This is a genomic window from Paenibacillus sp. UNC496MF (genome assembly GCF_900113915.1).
Classification (GTDB): Bacteria; Bacillota; Bacilli; order Paenibacillales; family Paenibacillaceae; genus Paenibacillus_Z; species Paenibacillus_Z artemisiicola.
On record NZ_FORE01000016.1, the window covers coordinates 87,753 to 108,095 of the forward strand.

Sequence of the window (20,343 nt, forward strand, 5' to 3'; positions counted from 1 at the left end):
AACAAGTATCCGATTGGATTAAGCAAACCAATACCTGTGGCAAGGTCAACAGCTGGAAAGTTGGCGGCGGATTGTCTCAGCACCGGTGAGAGGGGAGAGGCTATTATGCATTTCGTAAGCATTATTACTGACGGTGGCATCATCAGCTCGGTTGATCTCTATGATGGCGACGAGCTGAACCAGGCCATCGGAGATATGGAGCTTCATTTCTATGGACATAGCTTTGATGGCGAGACAGATGATGCCCGCATTTTCTTTGTGCCTGCTACAGTGCCTGCTACAGGCCAAACTGGCGTGGAGATCTACTCGTTCGATCCCAATAACCCGGCTAAAGCCCGAGCTCGTGCCATAGAGCGCTTTAGCCAGTTACGGCCTTGATAATGTTCAGGAAGCTGCGTCCGCGGTTCATTCGCGCAAAAACGGTGCTGTTCTTGTGGTGGACCTGGTTCAACGGTGAGCAATGCTTCATCGCGTTTGAATGCAGTCCGCCGATCTGGTGGCTGCCGGCTTATCAGAAGGGAAGCAACATGCGTCGGGTTGGCTTCCTATGGTTCGCCATTTGGTTCGGCAAGGCGCCCGTTGCTGGCTTGTACAAAATCAAGGAGGTGCTCGATGGCTAAGAAGAAGCTCGATAAGGATGCGCTGTATCGGATGGAGCGTTTCACGCCAGAGCAGATGATCATCGTTCAGCGTAGCATCTATGACTACGGTCAAGCGATCGGCGGCATGCCGATGCATCATTCCGAGGTTTACGAGAAGCGGGGCTGGCTGCTGCCTTTCTTGTTCGCCTACGACGATCTGCTGCACGGCCGCTGGTCGTACTGGCAAGACATTCTGCAGAAGGGCACGATCGTCGGCAGCGGGCCGATTCCGCGGCTTGATTTCATCCAATCGGCAGACGAGCGGCTCAATCCAGCGATGAAGATGCTCAATGACTGTTTATCACAGCATTGGACCCACGGTGCGCTGGATGATTTTGCGGATTGGCTCCTGTGGGGCTTTGCGGCTACGAATGAGCCTCCAAAGATCGATCCCCAGGTGAATGAGCATTTCTATCGCACTTTTGATCTGTTCCTGGTTCTGGATCGCCCTTACGACTACCTGTCGATGGTGCTATCAGAGCAAACCAGCCGCGGCTACAAGTCAGGGCTCGGCTACTTCCCGACACCAATGAGCATCACAATGCTGATGGCCGAGATGACGATGGCCGGATCGGATCCAGAGAAGGCGAAGAAGCAGTCGTTCATGGAACCGTGCGTCGGCTGCGGTGCGATCATGCTGCCGATGTCGAACTATGTGCTCCGTGGCTTCGCGTCGGACATCAGCATGATTGCCGTGAAGCTGTGCAAGATTCAAATGTACTGGTACGCGCCTTGGTTCGCGTTTCATCCAGAAAGCCTGCAGGGCTTCAGCGATGAGGAAGCGATTAAGCTGGTTCCATCGTTCGGCGGCCGCGGCATCGTCGAGGGTCAGCTCGCACTCGACCTTGTGGGGGTGTGACATGATCTTTATCTACTATCAAGAACGATAACAAGGAGGATTCACACATGAATGCAGTTGTACAAAAATTAATTGGCACGATGTCGGTAACCAAGGATCAGATTCTGGAGATGGTGGAGCTGCTGCCGGACGGCGAGACGCTGGTACCTTTTGCCGTGAATGGCGTCGCAAATGACGGCACACCGCTCAATCTCGTCGGTTACTTCTCCGAGGAAGCCGCGAAGCAGAATCTTACGGAAGACAAGGTAGATGCGTTCAGCGTGGCCTTGCTCCGCGAAGTCGAGAAACCGATCCCGGCCGGAGCCGTCAAGACGGTATCTATGTACGGTATCCGTATCGCTGTCAAAGGTTAGTTCATCCGAGGGCGTACTCCGCCTGACGGCGGGTTTCCATTTAGAATAATCGAGGAGGTTCACTCATGATGACCCAGGAATTGATGTCTGAAAGTGAAATGATCAAGGCTGCAGAAACGACCGTATTCACGTCCACGCAGAAAGCGAAACTGACCGTCAAGACGGATGCGTTGAAGAAAGCACTGAGCGAAGTGGCAGGATCTGTCGATGCGAAATCGGCAATTCCGATTTTAACCGGCGTCTTCATGCTGGCCACGAAATCGTCCATCGTGCTTAAGGGCTCGAACAGCAACTTCTACGCGGAGGCATCCATCACGGATACCGAGCAATTCATGCTGGAAGAAGGCTTTACCGCGGGCATTGTACTGCCCGGCAAGCAGTTCAATGAGATCGTGAATAAGGTGTCTGGCAAGATCATCACGTTCATCTTCGACGGCCTGAAAGTGGAGATCAAGTCCAAGGGCTCCAAGTTCCAGTTGACTGGCCAGCATCACGATCAGTATCCGGCATTCCCGGCCGTAAGCGAGCAAAACACGTTCGAGATGCCGTCTGCAGCGCTCCTGCACATGTATCAAAAGACGGTTTACTGCGCATCGAAGGCGCAGGATCAGCCGGTCCTGACAGGCGTGAACCATGAGGTGCGCGATCAGATGTTCCGTACGATCGCAACCGACCGTCATCGTCTCAGCCGTTTGGTTTATGAAATGAAGGTCGAAACTGGCGATTTCTCGCACACGGTGCCGGCTTCTACGCTGGTCGAGGTGATGCGCCGGCTGAAGAATACTACGATGGTAAAGGTCAGCTTCGATGAGGCCCATGTCGTTTACGAGATGGACAATGTTACGCTTTACGCGCGCGTTCTGGAGGGCAAGTATCCGGTCACCGACAAGCTCGTGCCGCCAGGCTTCAAGAGCAGCGCACAGATCCCGTCGCGCGATCTGAAGGCCATCTTCAAGCGGACGTCGCTGTATAATGATGCGTCCACCAATGGCTGCGTCGTGGTCCTTGTCTTCCGCCCGAAAGAGAACCAGCTCCGCGTCTTGACGAACAGTGATCTCGGCAAGTTCCAGGAAGACGTCAGCACGCTGAAAGGCGACGGCGATCCGGTCGTGATGACCTGCAACTCGAAGTATATGGTGCAGCTCCTCGGCACGATTCCGGATCACGAGACGGTCCAGTTCTGTATGAATGATCCGCAGGCGCCGTTCGTGCTGCATCAAAACGGCGTGCCGGATGCGAACGTGGATCTGATTGTCCCGGTTCGCCAATCGGTGCCTGATGCGGAGATCAAGGACTTCAATCCAGCTCCGACCGAGGAAGATCCGTTTGAGGAACGCGGAAGCGCGTATGCTGCTCAATCCGAAGAAGTAGCATAATCGATCAATGGGCGCTGCTGTTCACAGCTTGCGCCCTTTTTTGTTCCAAAATCTCGCAATTGCTATTGAAATCTTATCTTTAGCTTGCTATACTGTTTTTGTAACGCATTACATTATATAAAAGGGAGCGATCGTAATGGCGGTTACGATGGAAGAAGTATTACGCGGGGTGCCCGCAAAACATATGATTAATGAGTTGCCGTTCCGTCTGGTAAAGGGGCAAGCAGTTGCTCTGGAGAATGGAGACTACAGCCATCAGGACGAGGTGTATATCGTTGAAGATGGCGTCGTGTCCGACATCTACAAGAACGTCGAAGGGCAGCTGGAATTTCAACTCGAAGGGATTTGAACCCGCATGAACATCGCCATCCAGCGCGCAATCTTTGCCACGAATGCCTTCGCGGACGCCTTCCCGGAGAAGCATGTGGAGCTTTGGAAACGGTTCGTCAACGAAGTTCCACCGAATAAGCGTGGCGGCGTTTATGGAGCCGAGAACAAGGCTTATATCAAATGGCTGACGGAGATTCGCGAACCGCATTTCGTGATGTTCGCCCAGGAGCACATCGGTACGATGGAGAAGGGGCAATGAGTGCAGCAGCTGAGGATCTGAAACAGGTTTTGCCTGATGAGATCATAAGGCGCGCGACGCGAATTGTTATGAACCAGGCGGGCGAGAAGACAGTTATCCAAGACCGTTCTGAACATGATGATCTGGCTGATGCGCCGGACAGCGTGACCATCTCGTTTACGATGCCACTTGAAACTGCCTTAAAGTATTTTGGAACGCTCAACGAAATCAAAAGATTTTCTGAGAAAGCAAGATTATAGGAGGGGCATGTATGAACATCGGAGATAAAGTGACGTGGAAGCACCATGCAAAAGGCAAACACAAGGATCTGACCGGCAAGGTGATCGCAGAGATCGCGCCGGACGAAGATGGGTTCACTAAGCTCTTTCTGGTTGATAAGCTCTCGTTGAGCCGCATTCAATTTGAAAAAGGAGTGAAGACCTATCGTAGGTTGCTTGTGGAAGTCGAGCGCGGCGGCAAAAGCACACTCTCCGATTTCTACGCTCCGAATGCGGACTCGGTAAAGCTTGCGTAAGAAGGCAGCAGGATTTCGATCCTGCCTCCCAATCAGTACGGGATCTGTGGCGGAATCGGTAAAGACGCAGAGCAGACTTCCGGTGAGTCCCGCAGGGTGCAAATCTCACCGTGCATGGGTGGACGCCCCATGCCAGATCCCGTTTTGATTGGGGGTTTGTTTTCTTCCCGTTATGTTCCCCCTGCAAAATACGAAGAATGGGATGGGTTTTATCGTGGCAAGCCCGGGATATACGCTGGCGAGCACGAGATCGAGGCACAAGTAGGCAGGTATGCCGAACGTGCAGTAGGTGAAGAGCCGAAGATGCTTCGATTCCGACTCAATGCTGGCTGATGGTCCTTAAAGCGATACGCAGTGAGGCGCAATGCGATAATTAGCGCATGCAGGCTTGTCCTGTGGGGTTTTGCCAGTCCCCTCGTGAATTGACTGGAAGTCGCCACAAGCGCCAGCAGAGGATAAGCTGTAAACCTACAGAGAAGGCGAGCAGGGTGTGGGCTCCCCATGATGACCAAGCGGCGGGTGAGGGTTATCGAAAGCTGTGACGATCGAGAGTAGGTTAATATCAAGTGCTCGGGCGCTTTGCGTAGTAGAGCAGCCGACGCGACCTGAAATCGCGCATAGTAACGACGTCATTGGCATGTTCGTCCGATCTTCGGATCGGACGCTGCATTCAGCACATAGGTAAAGGCCGTCAGTTCCCCGTTTGCAATGTTTCAGGAAAAGCTTGTTAGATGCTCCACTTGCTTCGGCGGGTAGGAGGGAGGCGTGAAGGCGCGGGTTCAATTCCCAATCTATCAAAGCTGACCACAACAAACGTGAGCGCGTTTATATAAGCGCTGTAGGTTACCGGCATTATGCTACTGCGCAGGCTTTATGGTTGAAGCGGCTGCCACATTCTCCGCAAGGTAGGATATGATGGAGATTCGTTTTTGTGTTATGGACGAGCATACCGGGAGCCCCTCTATAAGCAAGATCGATCTTATCCGAAAAACGGCTCATGTCCATATGAATGTTGGCCCTGCAGCCTGTGTGTTGAATGGAGTAATCCAGGTTCGTCCCCTTGAAAGGGGGCCATTCGAGGTAGTGGACCATAGCGCTCCCCGGCGCCGCGGCCGGTGGTTTGAGCAGTTAGTCCAGATTCTGAAGCAACTCGTCCGAGACGGCTATGGTCTGGTGCCGTATGGCGTCTCGGACTGATCACTGCTTGTCCGATCTGGCAGTCAGCCTCTTAATCCCAATGGAAAGAGCAGCGCAATGGCCCTCTCTCAAGGGGACGAACTTTGTAATGGGCCCGTGATAAGCGGTCTCATGATCTTGACCAACAGCACTACATACGGCGGATAGTGAAATCTGCCCTGAATAAAATTGAATATCGGGTGGTGGATTTATGAAAATAAACGTCCAGTTCAAACTGCAGCACGTCTATTTTGCCATGTCGCCCCGGGCTGACGAGATCGAGGTGATCCGCCGGAAGCGGCCAGAGAACCTACTGATGTCGTATGCGCTCTGGCGGCATCAGGATTTGTCCGATTTTGTCGCGCAGATCGGGTATCGGCCGCACATCATGATTGACTGCGGCGCCTACACGTTCAACAACCAGGGGCGAAGTCTCGGGATCTATGACGTCTTCGAGATGTACGGCAACCAGCATGGGACGCCGGAGGCGGCCGCATCGGCGATCCGATATGACCTGTACGCCTTGGATCCGTTTGTCGCTGAATACGACGAGCGAGGCGAGGTAGAGGAGAGGGAGGACCTGGACCTCTGGCTGCTGCATCATTACGTCGAATGGGTCGATGCACATTCTGAATACATCGATCAGATCGTCGTGCTTGACGATCGGCATGATCCAGATATGACGCTGTTCTCGTATTACACGATGCGCGCGCTTGGCCACAACGTGCTGCCGGTCTTTCATTATGGCCACGACTTCCGATATCTCGATGAGTACGTGGTGGCCGGCGCCGATTACATTGCGCTTGGCGGCAGCGTCGGCATCAAGCCAAGTCTGCGGGCTGCTTGGGCCAATCAGATCGCCATCCGTTACCCGGCCATCAAGTTCCATCTCCTCGGTACGCTGGACAAGAAGCGGTTGATCGATAAGCTGCGAGGCATCTTCAGCGTCGATGGTACCGCTTGGAACACGAGCGCGAGCTTCGTGCGGGACCGTGGTGGCCGATCTAAGGTCGAGCAAGCCATGGCGAACGTAGAACGAATGGCCGACTTCGCGCAAAAGGGCCAGCTCGACATCTATTACACGCTATTTTAGGGGGGCAGCATGGATTACCTATACGCATTTCTGTTCGTTGCCGTGTACATCGGCAAGGAGATCATAATACGCAAGTATTATCGCAAACCGGCGGTGAGTCGCAATGGACGACAAGATCAAGGCATTCCTGAAGGATTTAAGTAAGCTGTCTAAAAAGCATGGCTTGTACGTGGCTGGCATGATCGACATCGTGGACTGCCGAGACATCATTCTGGCGGAAGACCTGGAATGTAATGCGGATCAATATGAAGTAAGGATACTACCGTCTCAAAATAATGAGGAAGAGGCTGAAGCGTGAACATCATCGATAATCTATTCGTCAAACCGAATCTTCAACATTCGAGCTTCGTGAAATTCAAGGAACACGATTCCGTCTTCTATGGAAAGGTCACGCATAATTCGGGCATGGACTGGGATATCGTTGACCTGCAGTCTGGTGATCGACTGACCTTAAATTGCAGCTCCCTGGCGTCGCTGCAAGCGAAGCTGGAGAATAAATACGCCGATCTGGAGATCATTCCGCACAATAAAGTGACCATAACATTTGAATAAGGAGGCATCATTATGCCAAAAGAACACGCATGGCCAGGATTATTTTTCTGCATTCTCTACCTTAACGATCCGGAGCAAGCCGACATCTGGGACGCGGACGCTGAGCAGTTCATCTGCTGCACAAACCCAAACCCACAATGCCTGCTCCCATCTGAGAAGGCTGCACAGCAAGTTCTGGATGCCGAAAACTTTGATGACCGCGCTGTCGTCGCGCAGTTCCAACTTCATGCGATCGATCTAACAACCGGCAAGATGGATTACTCGATCAATCGACTGGAGGACTGAACATGCCAAGCGAAAAATGTCTCAAGGCTGCTTCTGTTGTGACCGGGATCCCGGAGGATTCTCTGCACGTACAGGAGGATTACGGCAAGTACGGCTGCGTTATTCAGGATCGCAGCAGCATCGAATATTACGTCGAGCCGACGTATAAGGTCAAGGCTTTCGAGCCGGAGCTCGCGGGCATCGTGATCCTCGGCGAGCATGACGGTTGGACCGTCTATAAAGAACAGGAAGAAGACAAATCATGAGCCTCGCGATTTACCACCGAACGACGCAACGGACCAAAAAACTGTACATCGGCAACCTGATCGATAATGGCGCGAAGAATGCGAAGATCACGGTCTTGCGGGACGTCTTCGGCAAAGAGCTAAAGGGCGCAAGAATTAAAGCGCCGCTCGACCACCATGCCATGTATATCAAGATTGACCGGAAATTTAAAAACAAGATGCTCGAGGCGCCTGCCGAGGAGATCGAAGAAATGATGCGCAAAGCGCAGAGCCGACGCATACAAAGGATCGTCGATCGACTCGCCAAGATGCTCGAAGCAGGTGCAGCATGTCCGAAAGCCTGATCGTCATCGTCTATTGCGGTCATTACCGGCGAGCGCTGCTGCATCCGACAGATCATGAGAGCCCGAGTAATGAATGCTGCTTTGAATCACGTGTAAAGGTGGATCCAATCGAATGGGAGGAAGAGTGCGTCAGCATGACGTGCCCGTCCTGCGGCAACACACTATATCAAGGCGACGATCACTTCATTGAAGATGACGGACGCAAATATCGCGATGATGCCATCATTGATTTGACGATCACGGAGGGCTGAATGTAGCCCGTGAACGCTTATCTGCACAGAATGTATGGCATTACAGATGTCTTCTGCCCTGACGTGGGCGACTGCTACATAAACAACGAACGAGGGGGTAATAACTCGATATGAGCATGCAAAAGAAATTGGAAGCAGCAAGGCGCGAAGGATTCGAGGCTGGCCTGAAGGCTGGTGTTGCCCAGAAGGATATTCAAGCAGCCTTCCTGGATGGAATTAAGGTCGGCGCGGATGCAGCGAACGGGGTTTGGATTTCTGCCATCCAGAATACCCGCGGCGTAGGAGAAAAAACAATCCAGAAGATCCATGCCCAGGCCGAGAAGGAACACCAAGAGCGCAAAATTGAGCGTGAAATGCTCGCAAAATCTAACGTGGCAAAAGGAGCCTAAAGCACACTCACAGGGAGGTTGTTCATGAAGCCAAATTCAAAGCTGTACGCGCTCACAGATAAAGAAGTGAACCAGGTTATCGCGGGACTTACGCATGTTGTGAATGCGACCGACCTGATCGCTTATCTTAGAGAGCTGCGCGATACGCAGGATATTGCAATGTCCGATAAGGATAAAGTGCAATTCGTTCATGATCATTTTGTTGCGCGTGAAGAGGCTGCAGCAACTCGGTTAGGCATGATGTCCATTAACGCGAAGGCCATCGAGCCGGCCGAATAAGCAACGCGGGGGCTGTAGAGCCCCCAGAGGAGGTTATAAGAGATGGGTAGAGACATGGAGCCGTGGCTGAAACTGCGCGATGATTACGAAAAACTGCAAGCCGAGAACGCCGCGCTCAAACAGGAAAACGAGCGTCTCCAAGCGTGGTCTATGTGCAAGGTATCACCGCAAGAGGCGTTTGAAATTCAGCGGCGACAATCGTTAGAAATCGAACAGCTGATAGCCGACAAGGCGGCGCTGCTGGAATGTGTGAAGTGGTACGCGGATGAATTTAATTATGGGCCGCTCCATGCCGGTTATGGACCGAATATAAAAAACGATCAAGGATGGAATGCCCGCGAATGCCTCAACCGGATCGGAGCTGACCAAAAAACGCAGTAACGGCGCATGGTTAGACATATGTACAAAATGCCGCTTTTATGAAGTAGTGCGTTAAAGTAATAAAGTATAGAAGGATTGTGTAAACGAATGAATCTTCTCTTTCGCTATCTCGTTGAGCACAACATGCTTCGAGGCTTTCGTGCGGGTGAAAATTGTCCAGTCTGTGGAGAGGTATGTGATGATCAATCCGAATACGTTGATGTTGGCGTAGGTATGGTACAGGTCACATATGACATGTACTGCGTCTGCTGCGGTGTCGAAGGGCACAACAGCGGCACAGACGTGAACTGGTACGCCCCAGATGATAACTCCCCCACAGGGATGGCCGCACTACATGGTCCAGCAATTTAGGAGGTATTTTTATGAGCAATCTCATCGAAGATTTACAGTTCCTCAAGGAGCTGCAGGATGAATTGAACACCCAAGACCGTGACAGCCAGGCTGCTCCCCGCTTTTGGACTGTCGGTGATTATAGATGGATTGGCACTCCTGACGGTAATGCCGAGCGCTATTCCGTGTATCTCCCCATTGATGGCGAAGCTTCCACGATTGACGATTACATCAAAAATCTGGACCTCGACGATCTGGAAGATGACGCTCGTGAAGCTTGGAATGAACTCGATCTCGGCGATCATAGCGCCGTTTTCGATTGGATCCAGGAGCACATCGATGAAGATGCCTATATGTTCGGCGAGAGAAAGGAACATTTCATCAGAGAAAATACGATGTTCCTGACGAAGGCTGAAGCTAAACAGCATATCGAATCCAATCACTATCATTACACCAAAGAAGCTCACACTTATGCCATGACGGCATGGAGAGCCCCAAAGGTTGAAAAGCTGCTTAAGCTGCTAAGTGATTGTGACTTCAACAAGATCTTGTCTTCCCTGCCCGATTCCACCGTTGCATTGTAATTTATTCAGCAATGTGGCGTTCGCAAAAATTCTGAATCATTTTCAATGTTCTTTTCAATTCGTTATTCTCAGCCTCAGCAATTAAGGCTCTCTCTTTCCAATTAATATCTTGGCTATCGTTATTCTGAAGTTCATTGATTTCAGCTTCGCTTAAGTGCCCTGCTGCTTGCATCAGGTCAGTGTATGTAATGTCTCCTACGGAAACATCAGCGATTTTCTTGAGAAATTGAGCAGATGGCGGCGAATCAATCTTACCTCGCAAAAGACGCGAAATATACGATACGGCGACATCTGCTTCACGGGCTAAAGCATTCATTGAACGACTACCTTGCGCACTTGAGATGAGCAAGGCAAGCTTCCTTGGATCAAAGACCATTGACCAAAACCTCCTAAATATTTGAATTGGCTCTAGTGTATCATCGCTGTTCTCTGTATGCAATATTTGTTTATAGAGAATGATTGCGACGGATTTGTTCTCTATAGGCAAAACCAACAGGTATTTAGGAGCTAGTGATCTTGTGTCAAATCCCTTATAGGGCCAAAATTTCAAAAAAAATTTTCTTCGATATTGGAACGAGCAAGGAGGATTTATGGACAAGTCAATTGTGATCCATGTAAACGGCGGCGTCGCTGAGGTTGCATCCAATCCGTTTGAAGTACCTGTCGTCATCATCGACTTCGACAATAGCCGAGAGCTTCCTGATCTCGGAACGAGCGATGCGAATATCATCTGCCCCAAATGCAAACATGCCGGCAGCCAGCTTGAATGGAATGCTGCAACGCACGACGACTTCTCCGGCGGCGATCCGGATGCTGTGTTTGTTCGGATCCAGCATGCTACAGCTGGTACGGAGTTTACCTGCGCTTACTGCTATCAGACATCGACCACCGAAGAAATCGGGTTGACGCCTATAGAGCCTTTGGAATCTGAATCGTCTGCCGTGGAGAATCCGGACGATCTGAAGTGTCCGAAATGCTTATCTGATGCTGAGAATGTCAGTGGTGCCTTTGTGGAAGCTGGCGAATGGGACGGTAAAAGCTACGAGCTGGAGGTCAATGTCCATCGGTACCGCTGCCGCAATGCGGAATGTGCGAAGGAGTTCTTCTTCTAATGGAACTGGTCGAGGCCTATACGCTATGGAATGCGCAGTGGCCTCCGATCATGGCCGAGGGATGGTCGCGGCAGTGGCTCAAATGTCATGTTTGCAATCGGCTGCAATATTACGATTACATCCCCTACTCCCTGCAGAATCCAATCATGTGGAGCGCCTGCGGGCACGAACTCAAACGAATGCATTACCTGAAAGAGACACCATTAACCCTCAAGGAGAGTGATGACAATGAGCATGACCCTGATGACGTTCGGTGAATTTATCGAGAAATGGAACACGAACCATCGCCTGATTGGACCACATGACTACGAAACGCGGGACCACTGCGAAATCGGTATCATCGGTGGCCGCCACTGGTGCCCGGTTTCCTTCTCCCCCGCCCTAGAGCATCTGACCGGTGCCTTCGTTCGTGCGCAGATCGTGGAGCGCGCGCGGGCGCGAAGTATTCAGCTAACCGAAGATCAGATCCGCCTGTCACGTAAGGGCGTCGAAAACTGGATCTGTTCCAGGATCAATGAGTCCATCGACACCGCGCTGGACGAGCTGGAACTTGACCGCGAGATTGTCGTCCTGGATGCATGGGCGGTGCCCGGAACGGACATCGAATACGGAGACGTCTATACGGATCCCGAAACCGCCGTCAAAGAAAGTGGACTGCCAATCGATCAGCTGATTCACGGCTATACACTGAGCGGCGGCGATGACATTCGGGAGTTCGTCGAGGACAAGTTCGATGACTTCTACACGGACAAGGAAGAAATCAGCCAAATCCTCGTCGAGAATAACGTGGTCCACCTGGTCAATGACCTGAGCAATTTCTAATGGAGCTCCTGTCATCCTATATCAGCCCCCTGCGTCGATATTCGGTTGACTTTGAAATCGGTAATAAAATCACCATCTTAATCATGGGCGATTCTTTAGTGACGGACGCTGGGCTTTATACTGGGGTCGTCCTGAAATACGACGAACTTGGTATCACCCTCCTATTCACCGGTGCCGGGGATCCGGAGGAAATAACCTTTGCGCACGGGACAATTATAAAGCTCTGGAGGAATTAGCCATGGCATATGTATCGCTCAACAATTTCAAAAAGCAGCGCACCGACCACCGGAGTCACCGGCGGCGGGAGCTGCATATTGCAGAGCGTGGCCGCTATGAATTTCGGGAGTCCCCCATGCACGGCTTTATCTACGAGGTCTACGATCATGAGCGGATGACGAACTACCGGCAGGATCAGCCCGTGCATAACCAAGGCGATCTGTTCGATGGCTTTCTCCCTTTCAAATGCGATTACTGCAAGGCTGTCGTGTTCGATATTCAGCCGGTCCGGTACCGCGCCGTCTACACGATGCTGGTGCGGCCGAAACTGCCGACTGCAGAATGGCGTGACTCGGACGTCAATGTTACTTACGCCTGCTGCGCGGCATGCAAGTATGGCCCCCTGCCGATCCCAGAGAAGATGATCGGCCATCACCTGACCAAGCTTTATCAAGACGGCCGACTCGTGCTCGAGCAGCCGAGAAAACATTAGGAGGCTCCTATGGACAGTATGAAATTCGGCGAAACAAGACGCGCCATCGAGATCATTCACAACGACGATACGCCCAGCATCGAGCTGGAGATCGGTATGGCGGCCAAGGTGAACACCAGTGATAAGGAGTTCATCTATCTGGAGCAGATGACGGACGGTAAATGGCGCCTGACTTATACAGGGAAAACCATCCCTGACTTCTCGAATGTCTCCGGCTTCCGCGTAGTGCGCGAAGATGAAGTCGAGTTCTCGAATGTCCGCGAAGAAGATGGCGGCCTGCGCATGAGTGTCAACGGTGAACTTGGTCGTGTATTCTTGCAGCTGCTCGTGGAGCTGTTCGAGCAGAACGGCGGCAAGAACTTCTTGACCATGACCATGGAAACGCCGGACAAGTCCAAGCGTTATGAGATCCGAATCGCCAACTTGAATGGCGATCTATCTGTCGGCGAGAAGCTGAATCAGCAAGAAGCAGAGATCCAGCAGCTGAAAGAGCAGCTCTCTACCCTGCCGATCGCCTTCGCAAATCACGGTTGGGAAGAAGAACGCTATGCTCTACAGGAAGAAATCATTCGGCTGAAAGAGAGGCTACGTGATGCCGGACTTAACGAGGATTAAAATTCTGAACATCATTTCTCGCAACAGCAATTATCCGGGCCTTGGCGCTTCGAGCGTCAAAGAGTCGGAGATCATGTACTGCTATGGCAGCCAGGATGAATTTGATCAGATGATCGGAAAAATCGAACAAGAGTTTGATGTAATCCTCACGCTGCAGCAGGGTAAAGACATTGGCGAGATGCATGTAAAAGAATTTGTGGATGGCATGATAGAAGCCATAGCCAAGGAGGAAAAATATGAGTTTGTCCAATGATAAATATATTGTACTGCACCGGGAAGCCGAGTTCTCTGATAAGGAAGTCGTCGTCTTTCTCGATACGCTCGATGAGGTGCATCAGCTGCTGACGAAGCTGCACGCAATCAAGACAAAGACGAATCAGCCGATGACCGAGTTCACGCATGTATTCCCGAAAGGCGCCCTCTACCCTGCTGAGTACGATGCATTCTGGAAAGAACGTCGGAACCCTACTCGCCCCCGTTACATGATCGGCGCTGGCTTTTTCCTGCAGCGTCCAATCCGCAACGGCGTGAAGCAGAAGTATTACGACTTCGCGGAGGATTTTGACTGGCAGTTCGATAAGTGGGCTGGCCAAGATGTCGTGATTCTGGACATCAGCGAATCGCTCAAGGGGGACTACATCTATAAACGTGATATTGAAAGGCTCTGGGGCGACAAAGAGCCTCTGCTGAAAATCCGCGAGGAGGAGTATGTATGAAAGCTACAGGTATCGTAAGACGCATTGATGATTTGGGGCGCGTTGTGATTCCGAAGGAGATTCGCAGGATCATGCGGCTTCGCGATGGTGATCCAATTGAGATTTTCGCCAACGGCGACGGCAGCATCTCTATGAAGAAATATCAAGCGATCGGCAACATGGCTGACTTCGCCAAAGAATATGCTGAGTCGCTCTTCGAATCCACAGGGCACTATGTTTTGATCACTGACATGGATAATGTGGTTGCCGTGGGCGGACTCAAGCGCCCGTATCTGCCGGATGAAATTGGTCCAACAATTCGCGATGCAATGGAATCGCGGCGATCTACGTTGAAATTCAACGGCGACCAAGTATTCTACGCCGTTGAATTTACTGCTGGCAACAAAGAACAAGTCGCGGCTTACGTTATGACGCCGATCATCGTTGATGGTGGAAGCGTCGGCTGCATCGTTATCTTCAGCAGAGAACATGCGACAGGCTTGGGCACGATGGAACTCAAGATGGCGGAAACCGCCGCATCTTTTCTTGCCAAGCAGCTGGAGCATTAAGGAGAGCGCCCATGGGACAGACATACTCTACCGCCCTTCCGAATGGCAATAAGAATTGGACTCCGGAATTACGCTGGGAAGTCAAACGATTTATCGAACGTCGCCTGGAACGTAATATGCAGCACAAAGCAATCTTCATCGAGACAGCCAAGGAATTTGGCCGCTCGATTGAATCCATCCGCACCCTTTGGCGTGACATCAATAATGGCAACGCTGATCTGCCAGATGAACCGCCGGTATGCAATGCAGATGAGCCGCCGATGACGGCTGCCGAATTTGGATTGAATCCAGGTCGGCTGGATTTCTGTAATCTTGGCCAAGCGATCTCAGCGATCGAATCGGATTTCAACCGCATGGCGCGTGGTCATCGGGGCCTGCAACGCCAAGTCAAAGAAATGCAGGAGACGATCGATCAGCTCCATGCTGAGAAGGAGCAGCTTGCCGAAAATCAAATGGATAACTCCCTCCTCTTGAACCAGCACCTAAAGATCGAGGAGCTCGAGATCCGCATCATCGAGCTGACTGGCGAACTCGAAGTGTGGCAGCAGCTAGCCGGCGAGAATGAAGCCAAGGCTAGACAGTATCAGGAAGCCACGCTTGAGCTAGAGGACCAGCTGTCTCAGTCTAAGGCGCAGTTGGATGCGATCTTCGCCAGCGCGCGGGATCACTTCTTGAATCAGCAGCAGCATGGCAAAGCAAAATTGGAGCGAATCAAATGAAGCAGATCCAAGAATGCCTCGACCGGCTTTTTGCCGGTCAGGCGCCGATTAAACAAAAATGGCAAGCGCGGCTGCCGGCCGATCCTCCGCAAACTTTATTCCTGTTTCACTATCACCACCTCGTGCTGGTCTATGACCTAAGCGTGAACCGCCCGATCTACCGTTGGTGGGAAAAGCAGGCGGATAAGCGCGGTCTTGATTCAGCACTTATATATTTGGAGCAACGAGGTCAGGGTAAAACGATTGGAGGTGAAATACCCCACATGAACAAGCAGGCTTCGCTGTTCCACAGCACAAATAAGCCGCGGGGAGTAACTCCCCCGGCCTGACTAGTCCTCTAACGCCTTTATTGTTTTCCTAATAAGAAGTCAGTCGATACGTCGAATATCTCAGAGATAAGCAGCAACGTATCAAAGCTCGGCTCCCGTTTTGATGTCTCGTACATAGCGAGTGTACTCTGAGAAACGCCGATCCGCTGGGCTAGTTGCTCCTGAGTTAGTTTATTCTTCTTCCGCAGATCCGCGAGTCGTTCCCCAAATGTCATGCTATCACACTCCTACTAAACTATACTTCACAGAAAGTGATAATCCAATTATTATCACAAAAAGTGATAATAATACTTGACAATAGATCCTTGTGTACCCATAATGAGGAAGTCAGATTATCACGTATTGTGATAAGGAGGTCATACCATGAAAAATACGCGGTTAGTCAAATTACGGGCTGACCGAACACAGGGGGAGATTGCACGGGCGCTCGGATGCGCTACGAGTACGTACGCGATGATCGAAACGGGCAGGAGATTTCCCAGGCGAGGTTTGCAGGCAAGGCTCGCCGAGCTTCACGGTGTAACAGTTGATTACCTTTTTTTTCAACAAAAATATCACGAATCGTGATAAAAATTCAGGGAGGAATAAAATCCAATCATGATCAAAAAGCCACTATCCGCCACTTTATCCGGCCTCATCGTAACATCCGCCCTTTTAACGTCCGGGATCGCATCAGCCGATGCGAACGCAAGTTTTACCGATATCAATAATTCCTATGCTAAGGACGCGATCATCGAGCTGCAAACCGCCGGAATCCTGACGGGCGTCGACGCAACTCATTTCAATCCTAAAGGGCAGCTGACCCGCGCTGAGTTCGTTGCAATCATCGTCCGGTCGATGGGGTTGAAAGTCGACACGACGTTAACGAAATCCTCGTTCTCCGACGTTAAAGGGTGGGCGGTTCCGTACATAGAGGCCGCGGTTGAGGCTGGGATCATTAGCGGCGTAGGCAACGGCAAGTTCGATCCATCCGGCGTTCTAACGCGTGAACAAGCAGCGGTTATCCTCGTCAAAGCGATCGAGTCACAGAATCCGGATCTCGATACGTCGCACGGCGCACTGACGTTCTCCGACGCTGGCAGCATCTCCGATTGGGCGAAAGACTATATCGCTATCGCGGTTAAACTCGGACTCATCCACGGCAACGCGGACGGAACTTTCGGTCCGAAGGGCAACGCTACTCGCGAACAAGCGGCAGTAATGAGCGTTAACTTTATTCATAAGTCTCAGGATATCCAAGAAGAAGGCAAGCCGACGACTGATCCGACTGATGAGACGACTGATCCGGGTACGCCTCCACCCGTTGTAACGCCACCAGTTTACGGCGGCGGCGGTTCGACTTCAGATACGTCAGCTCCTACGCTGCCACAAGACGTTGCCGTATCCGATATCACAACAACGAGCGTTAAAATCAGCTGGACAGCATCGACCGATAACGTAGGCGTAAAATCGTACACGGTTTTCGGCAACGATAAGGAATATTCGACCACTGAGACTTCGATCGTTATCGACGGCTTGGATCCTAATACGGATTACGAGTTCTATGTTCAAGCGTTCGACGCAGCAGGAAACCACTCGGGTAATACCGATCCAATTACCGCACATACAGAGGCACTCGCTCCGGTAGCGGTAACAAACGTTCATATCGAATCGAGTAACGCTGATCCGTCGAAGGCTACGCGTAACGATACCGTTACATTGACGTTCAATACATCTGAGGAAGTTTCCAAATTGGGTAACTTCAAGATCAACGGCAGCAATCCGGCAGACTTTACGTCGGTTCAATCCGGGGATGCTTGGATTAATACCGCGACGTATGTCCTCGACGGTACGGATCCGATCGGCGACATGACGTTCCAAATCAACGTCAAGAACGAGGCCGGCACATACTCGCAAACGATCGAGTCCACGACGGACGGCAGCTCCGTATCGGTCTACTATGATGCGGTCGCAATCTCGGGCGTTCACATTGCATCGAGCAACGTAGATCCGACGCAAGCCACGATCGGCGATACGGTTACGCTGACGTTCCGTACGGCGGAGAAGGTCAACAAGCTGAGCAACTTCAAAATTAACGGAAGCAATCCAGACAGCTTTGCATCCGTAGCGGACGGAGATTCGTTCTTGAATACGGCTACACACGTAATCGACGACGGCGATCAATTGGGCGATTTTACGTTCCAGATTAACGTCAAAAACGAGTTCGGCATCTACTCGCAGACGGTCGAAGTGACCAACGACGGATCCTCGATTACGGTAGTAGCGCCGCCGGTGGTAACGCCTGTCGTAGCTATTAACGAAGTAAGCATCGCTTCCAACAACGAAGACCCTACGATTGCAAAAGTGGGCGACAAAGTAACGCTGACCTTCACGACCAACGAAGAAGTATTCAAGCTCTCGAACTTCAAAATTGGCGGGAACAATCCTGACTCCTTCGTATCTGAGCAAACTGGTGATGTGTGGACGAATACTGCGACATACACCATTCAAGAATCGGATGCAGTCGGCATCGTTTCCTTCCAAATCAACGTTAAAAACGGCGCAGGAATCTATTCGCAGACGATTGAAGCGACAAGCAACGGCAGTACGGTTACAATTGAAGCCCCTGTTGTAGTGGCGCCGGTAGCGGTCAACGAAGTTCACATTGAATCGAATAGCTTGGCTGGTATGAACTTCGCGACCGTGGGCGACATTGTGTCCTTGACCTTCGTAACCGACGAAGAAGTAACCAAGCTCAGCAACTTCAAAATCAATGGCGGAAATCCGACATCGATCGTTTCCGAACAACGCGCCGCGGACGGCAAATGGGTCAACGTGGCCTACTACGTGATCGACGAAACCGATCCTCTAGGCGTCATGACTTTCCAAATCAATGTTAAAAACGCCGCCGGCATCTATTCGCAGACGGTAGAAACGACTTACGATGGAAGCTCGGTGACGGTGCAAGCCCCAGTGGTGCCGGCTGTAGCAGTAAACACGGTTCATATTGAATCGAACAACGCTAACCCGACACTTGCAAAAGAAGGCGATACGGTCACACTGTCGTTCACGACGGCCGAAGAAGTATCCAAGCTGGGTAACTTTAAAGTAAACGGATCTAACCCGGATGACTTTACTAGCGTAGCTAATGAGGATGGTTCTTGGATGAACACGGCCTCGTATACGATTCAGGCTTCCGATCCAGAAGGTGTTGTGTCCTTCCAGATCAACGTTAAGAATGGCGACGGCATTTACTCGCAGACTATCGAAGCGTCTTCGGACAACAGCTCGGTAACCGTACAGAAAGCGCCTGTCATTAGTAACGTTCACATTGAATCAAGCGCACCTAACCCAGCGAAGGCACAGGTTGGCGATACAGTAACCCTGGTATTCAACACCAACCAACAAGTTACAAAATTGGGTAACTTCAAGATTAACGGAAACAATCCCACATCTTTTGAATCCGTTGGTGAAGGCAATTCGTGGACGAACACAGCTACTTATGTCCTTGATGGTACTGATCCCGCAGGCGTTATGAGCTTCCAAATCAACGTGATGAATGCGGCAGGTCTGTATTCCGTCACTACGGAGGCAACTGCTGATGATAGCGCAGTAGCAGTCGTTATTGCGACTGACTACGTACAAGCGCAGGACTTTGGTTATTGGGCAGATGCTACGCCTACGAGCGGAGCTTATAACGTTGGCTTCAAAATTAACACGGAGCAGCTGCCGTATGACCACATCACCAAAATCGAAGTTGCCTTGGTAGACGATAGCGGAAACGTTATCGCTTCCCGCACTGCGACAGGCGGTCAAATCACGAAGCTCGCACTTGATGATGTCGCGTATGGCGATTTGGACGGCCAACTAAGCGCTGCATTCATCTACCGTGATGCTGAGGACATGAACGACTGGTGGACAAGCACAGCGTATGACTTCACTACGCCGGCTAAAGCAGTAATCATGATTACTGATTCTGAAGGCACTGTCTACAAGGTCGAAAGCGGCAGCCCGGCAGGAACATCAGGCGCGGTATCTAATCCGCAAGATTACCTGGCGGCACAAGACTTCGGTTTTTATGCTGACGCTGGTGGTCCTGGTGTTGACGCCTACAATGTAGGATTCCAACTTAACCTCGCCAACATCTCCTACGACGCCCTCAAGAGCATCGAGGTGGCGCTAGTTGATGAAAACGGCATCGTATTGGCTACACGTACGGCTAGTGGATCGCAAATTGAACAACTGAAAGCTGACGACGATCTTTACGGCGGCTTAGACGGTCAATTGAGCGCCGCGTTTATCCAGCGCGACGCAGCAGAATCTAACGCATGGTGGACGAGTAGTTCGTACGACTTTACGACGCCCACGAAAGCAGTCATTACGATTACAGATCGGACTGGACGCATTTTCACGGTTGAAAATACGAGCCTTTCGTCCGTAGCTCCGGATCCGGTTGTAACCGAGCCAACTCCCGATCCGGAAGTGACTGAACCAGCAGCTCCGACAGATCCGGCTCCTGATGATGAAGCCCCGGTAGATCCAGCAGTATAGGTTAAATAGCAAAAAAGGCGCTT

34 protein-coding genes are annotated in these 20,343 nt (G+C 51.4%); 32 read left to right on the plus strand and 2 right to left on the minus strand.

Annotated elements, in window-relative coordinates:
• Positions 1–105 precede the first annotated feature (105 nt).
• The 20 genes from BMZ79_RS26620 (at position 106) to BMZ79_RS26715 (ending at position 10,220) form a co-directional block, all read left to right on the plus strand.
• Positions 106–378, plus strand: coding sequence for a hypothetical protein (locus tag BMZ79_RS26620; protein ID WP_090646273.1), 273 nt, complete (start codon positions 106–108; stop codon positions 376–378).
• 2 nt (positions 379–380) lie between these two features.
• Positions 381–620, plus strand: a complete 240-nt coding sequence (locus tag BMZ79_RS26625; RefSeq protein ID WP_090646276.1) for a hypothetical protein — start codon at positions 381–383, stop codon at positions 618–620.
• Positions 613–1,500: an SAM-dependent DNA methyltransferase gene (locus tag BMZ79_RS26630; protein ID WP_177222359.1), complete on the plus strand. Its 888-nt coding sequence runs from the start codon at positions 613–615 to the stop codon at positions 1,498–1,500. Before BMZ79_RS26625 ends, BMZ79_RS26630 begins: the two co-directional genes overlap by 8 nt.
• Positions 1,501–1,547: 47 nt before the next feature.
• Entirely contained in the window at positions 1,548–1,853 is a 306-nt protein-coding gene (locus tag BMZ79_RS26635; RefSeq protein ID WP_090646278.1) for a hypothetical protein, read from the plus strand.
• Positions 1,854–1,918: 65 nt separating this feature from the next.
• Entirely contained in the window at positions 1,919–3,229 is a 1,311-nt protein-coding gene (gene dnaN, locus BMZ79_RS26640; protein WP_090646281.1) for a DNA polymerase III subunit beta, read from the plus strand.
• 136 nt (positions 3,230–3,365) lie between these two features.
• The gene (locus BMZ79_RS26645) at positions 3,366–3,578 is read left to right on the plus strand and encodes a hypothetical protein (protein WP_090646284.1); all 213 of its coding nucleotides are present in this window, start codon (positions 3,366–3,368) and stop codon (positions 3,576–3,578) included.
• Positions 3,579–3,584: 6 nt separating this feature from the next.
• On the plus strand, positions 3,585–3,818 hold the full coding sequence (locus BMZ79_RS26650; RefSeq protein ID WP_090646286.1) for a hypothetical protein: 234 nt from the start codon (positions 3,585–3,587) through the stop codon (positions 3,816–3,818).
• Positions 3,815–4,057, plus strand: coding sequence for a hypothetical protein (locus BMZ79_RS26655; RefSeq protein ID WP_090646288.1), 243 nt, complete (start codon positions 3,815–3,817; stop codon positions 4,055–4,057). The genes BMZ79_RS26650 and BMZ79_RS26655 overlap by 4 nt, the downstream gene beginning before the upstream one ends.
• An 11-nt stretch (positions 4,058–4,068) precedes the next feature.
• Positions 4,069–4,332 carry a hypothetical protein gene (locus tag BMZ79_RS26660; RefSeq protein WP_090646291.1) on the plus strand — a complete coding sequence of 88 codons (264 nt, stop codon included), beginning with the start codon at positions 4,069–4,071 and terminating at the stop codon, positions 4,330–4,332.
• A 1,387-nt stretch (positions 4,333–5,719) separates the two neighbouring features.
• Positions 5,720–6,601 carry a hypothetical protein gene (locus tag BMZ79_RS26670; protein ID WP_090646296.1) on the plus strand — a complete coding sequence of 294 codons (882 nt, stop codon included), beginning with the start codon at positions 5,720–5,722 and terminating at the stop codon, positions 6,599–6,601.
• Between the two features lie 103 nt (positions 6,602–6,704).
• Positions 6,705–6,899 carry a hypothetical protein gene (locus BMZ79_RS26675; RefSeq protein ID WP_090646299.1) on the plus strand — a complete coding sequence of 65 codons (195 nt, stop codon included), beginning with the start codon at positions 6,705–6,707 and terminating at the stop codon, positions 6,897–6,899.
• The gene (locus BMZ79_RS26680; RefSeq protein WP_090646301.1) at positions 6,896–7,153 is read left to right on the plus strand and encodes a hypothetical protein; all 258 of its coding nucleotides are present in this window, start codon (positions 6,896–6,898) and stop codon (positions 7,151–7,153) included. The genes BMZ79_RS26675 and BMZ79_RS26680 overlap by 4 nt, the downstream gene beginning before the upstream one ends.
• A gap of 12 nt (positions 7,154–7,165) precedes the next feature.
• Complete coding sequence (locus tag BMZ79_RS26685; protein WP_090646304.1) at positions 7,166–7,438, plus strand: hypothetical protein; 273 nt, start codon at positions 7,166–7,168, stop codon at positions 7,436–7,438.
• 2 nt (positions 7,439–7,440) lie between these two features.
• Positions 7,441–7,683 (plus strand): hypothetical protein, encoded by a 243-nt coding sequence (locus tag BMZ79_RS26690; protein WP_143089120.1) that lies wholly within the window; start codon positions 7,441–7,443, stop codon positions 7,681–7,683.
• Positions 7,680–8,006, plus strand: a complete 327-nt coding sequence (locus BMZ79_RS26695) for a hypothetical protein (RefSeq protein WP_090646310.1) — start codon at positions 7,680–7,682, stop codon at positions 8,004–8,006. The genes BMZ79_RS26690 and BMZ79_RS26695 overlap by 4 nt, the downstream gene beginning before the upstream one ends.
• A complete protein-coding gene (locus BMZ79_RS33885) occupies positions 7,991–8,257 on the plus strand; it encodes a hypothetical protein (RefSeq protein WP_143089121.1) in 267 nt (88 codons plus the stop codon). The genes BMZ79_RS26695 and BMZ79_RS33885 overlap by 16 nt, the downstream gene beginning before the upstream one ends.
• Before the next feature lie 110 nt (positions 8,258–8,367).
• Positions 8,368–8,646 (plus strand): hypothetical protein, encoded by a 279-nt coding sequence (locus BMZ79_RS26700; protein WP_090646313.1) that lies wholly within the window; start codon positions 8,368–8,370, stop codon positions 8,644–8,646.
• A 24-nt stretch (positions 8,647–8,670) separates the two neighbouring features.
• Positions 8,671–8,925 (plus strand): hypothetical protein, encoded by a 255-nt coding sequence (locus BMZ79_RS26705; protein ID WP_090646315.1) that lies wholly within the window; start codon positions 8,671–8,673, stop codon positions 8,923–8,925.
• Between the two features lie 42 nt (positions 8,926–8,967).
• Positions 8,968–9,306, plus strand: coding sequence for a hypothetical protein (locus BMZ79_RS26710; protein ID WP_090646318.1), 339 nt, complete (start codon positions 8,968–8,970; stop codon positions 9,304–9,306).
• A 362-nt stretch (positions 9,307–9,668) separates the two neighbouring features.
• Positions 9,669–10,220, plus strand: a complete 552-nt coding sequence (locus BMZ79_RS26715) for a hypothetical protein (protein WP_090646321.1) — start codon at positions 9,669–9,671, stop codon at positions 10,218–10,220.
• A gap of 1 nt (position 10,221) precedes the next feature.
• Here the strand turns inward: BMZ79_RS26715 and BMZ79_RS34480 are convergent, their stop codons facing one another.
• Positions 10,222–10,596, minus strand: a complete 375-nt coding sequence (locus BMZ79_RS34480) for a helix-turn-helix domain-containing protein (RefSeq protein ID WP_090646323.1) — start codon at positions 10,594–10,596, stop codon at positions 10,222–10,224.
• A 214-nt stretch (positions 10,597–10,810) separates the two neighbouring features.
• Between BMZ79_RS34480 and BMZ79_RS34485 the strand changes: the two genes are divergently transcribed.
• The 10 genes from BMZ79_RS34485 to BMZ79_RS26775 all read left to right on the plus strand — a co-directional run bounded on the left by BMZ79_RS34485 (position 10,811) and on the right by BMZ79_RS26775 (position 15,790).
• Positions 10,811–11,332 (plus strand): hypothetical protein, encoded by a 522-nt coding sequence (locus tag BMZ79_RS34485; RefSeq protein ID WP_090646326.1) that lies wholly within the window; start codon positions 10,811–10,813, stop codon positions 11,330–11,332.
• Positions 11,332–11,589 carry a hypothetical protein gene (locus BMZ79_RS26730; RefSeq protein ID WP_090646329.1) on the plus strand — a complete coding sequence of 86 codons (258 nt, stop codon included), beginning with the start codon at positions 11,332–11,334 and terminating at the stop codon, positions 11,587–11,589. Before BMZ79_RS34485 ends, BMZ79_RS26730 begins: the two co-directional genes overlap by 1 nt.
• Entirely contained in the window at positions 11,561–12,154 is a 594-nt protein-coding gene (locus BMZ79_RS26735) for a hypothetical protein (RefSeq protein WP_090646332.1), read from the plus strand. Before BMZ79_RS26730 ends, BMZ79_RS26735 begins: the two co-directional genes overlap by 29 nt.
• A 238-nt stretch (positions 12,155–12,392) precedes the next feature.
• Positions 12,393–12,863 carry a hypothetical protein gene (locus tag BMZ79_RS26745; protein WP_090646337.1) on the plus strand — a complete coding sequence of 157 codons (471 nt, stop codon included), beginning with the start codon at positions 12,393–12,395 and terminating at the stop codon, positions 12,861–12,863.
• A 9-nt stretch (positions 12,864–12,872) separates the two neighbouring features.
• On the plus strand, positions 12,873–13,478 hold the full coding sequence (locus tag BMZ79_RS26750) for a hypothetical protein (RefSeq protein WP_090646339.1): 606 nt from the start codon (positions 12,873–12,875) through the stop codon (positions 13,476–13,478).
• On the plus strand, positions 13,456–13,731 hold the full coding sequence (locus BMZ79_RS26755) for a hypothetical protein (RefSeq protein ID WP_090646342.1): 276 nt from the start codon (positions 13,456–13,458) through the stop codon (positions 13,729–13,731). The genes BMZ79_RS26750 and BMZ79_RS26755 overlap by 23 nt, the downstream gene beginning before the upstream one ends.
• Entirely contained in the window at positions 13,715–14,194 is a 480-nt protein-coding gene (locus tag BMZ79_RS26760; RefSeq protein WP_090646345.1) for a hypothetical protein, read from the plus strand. The genes BMZ79_RS26755 and BMZ79_RS26760 overlap by 17 nt, the downstream gene beginning before the upstream one ends.
• Positions 14,191–14,742 carry a stage V sporulation T C-terminal domain-containing protein gene (locus tag BMZ79_RS26765; protein WP_090646347.1) on the plus strand — a complete coding sequence of 184 codons (552 nt, stop codon included), beginning with the start codon at positions 14,191–14,193 and terminating at the stop codon, positions 14,740–14,742. The genes BMZ79_RS26760 and BMZ79_RS26765 overlap by 4 nt, the downstream gene beginning before the upstream one ends.
• Positions 14,743–14,753: 11 nt before the next feature.
• Positions 14,754–15,461, plus strand: a complete 708-nt coding sequence (locus tag BMZ79_RS26770) for a hypothetical protein (protein ID WP_090646350.1) — start codon at positions 14,754–14,756, stop codon at positions 15,459–15,461.
• Positions 15,458–15,790 carry a hypothetical protein gene (locus BMZ79_RS26775; protein WP_090646352.1) on the plus strand — a complete coding sequence of 111 codons (333 nt, stop codon included), beginning with the start codon at positions 15,458–15,460 and terminating at the stop codon, positions 15,788–15,790. Before BMZ79_RS26770 ends, BMZ79_RS26775 begins: the two co-directional genes overlap by 4 nt.
• A gap of 17 nt (positions 15,791–15,807) precedes the next feature.
• On the opposite strand, the gene BMZ79_RS35700 is transcribed toward BMZ79_RS26775, so the two are convergent.
• The gene (locus BMZ79_RS35700) at positions 15,808–16,005 is read right to left on the minus strand and encodes a helix-turn-helix domain-containing protein (RefSeq protein ID WP_090646355.1); all 198 of its coding nucleotides are present in this window, start codon (positions 16,003–16,005) and stop codon (positions 15,808–15,810) included.
• A gap of 148 nt (positions 16,006–16,153) precedes the next feature.
• On the opposite strand from BMZ79_RS35700, the gene BMZ79_RS26785 reads away from it, so the two are divergent.
• The gene (locus BMZ79_RS26785; RefSeq protein ID WP_090646358.1) at positions 16,154–16,357 is read left to right on the plus strand and encodes a helix-turn-helix transcriptional regulator; all 204 of its coding nucleotides are present in this window, start codon (positions 16,154–16,156) and stop codon (positions 16,355–16,357) included.
• A 30-nt stretch (positions 16,358–16,387) separates the two neighbouring features.
• Positions 16,388–20,320 (plus strand): S-layer homology domain-containing protein, encoded by a 3,933-nt coding sequence (locus BMZ79_RS26790; protein ID WP_090646361.1) that lies wholly within the window; start codon positions 16,388–16,390, stop codon positions 20,318–20,320.
• The last annotated feature ends 23 nt before the right edge of the window (positions 20,321–20,343 follow it).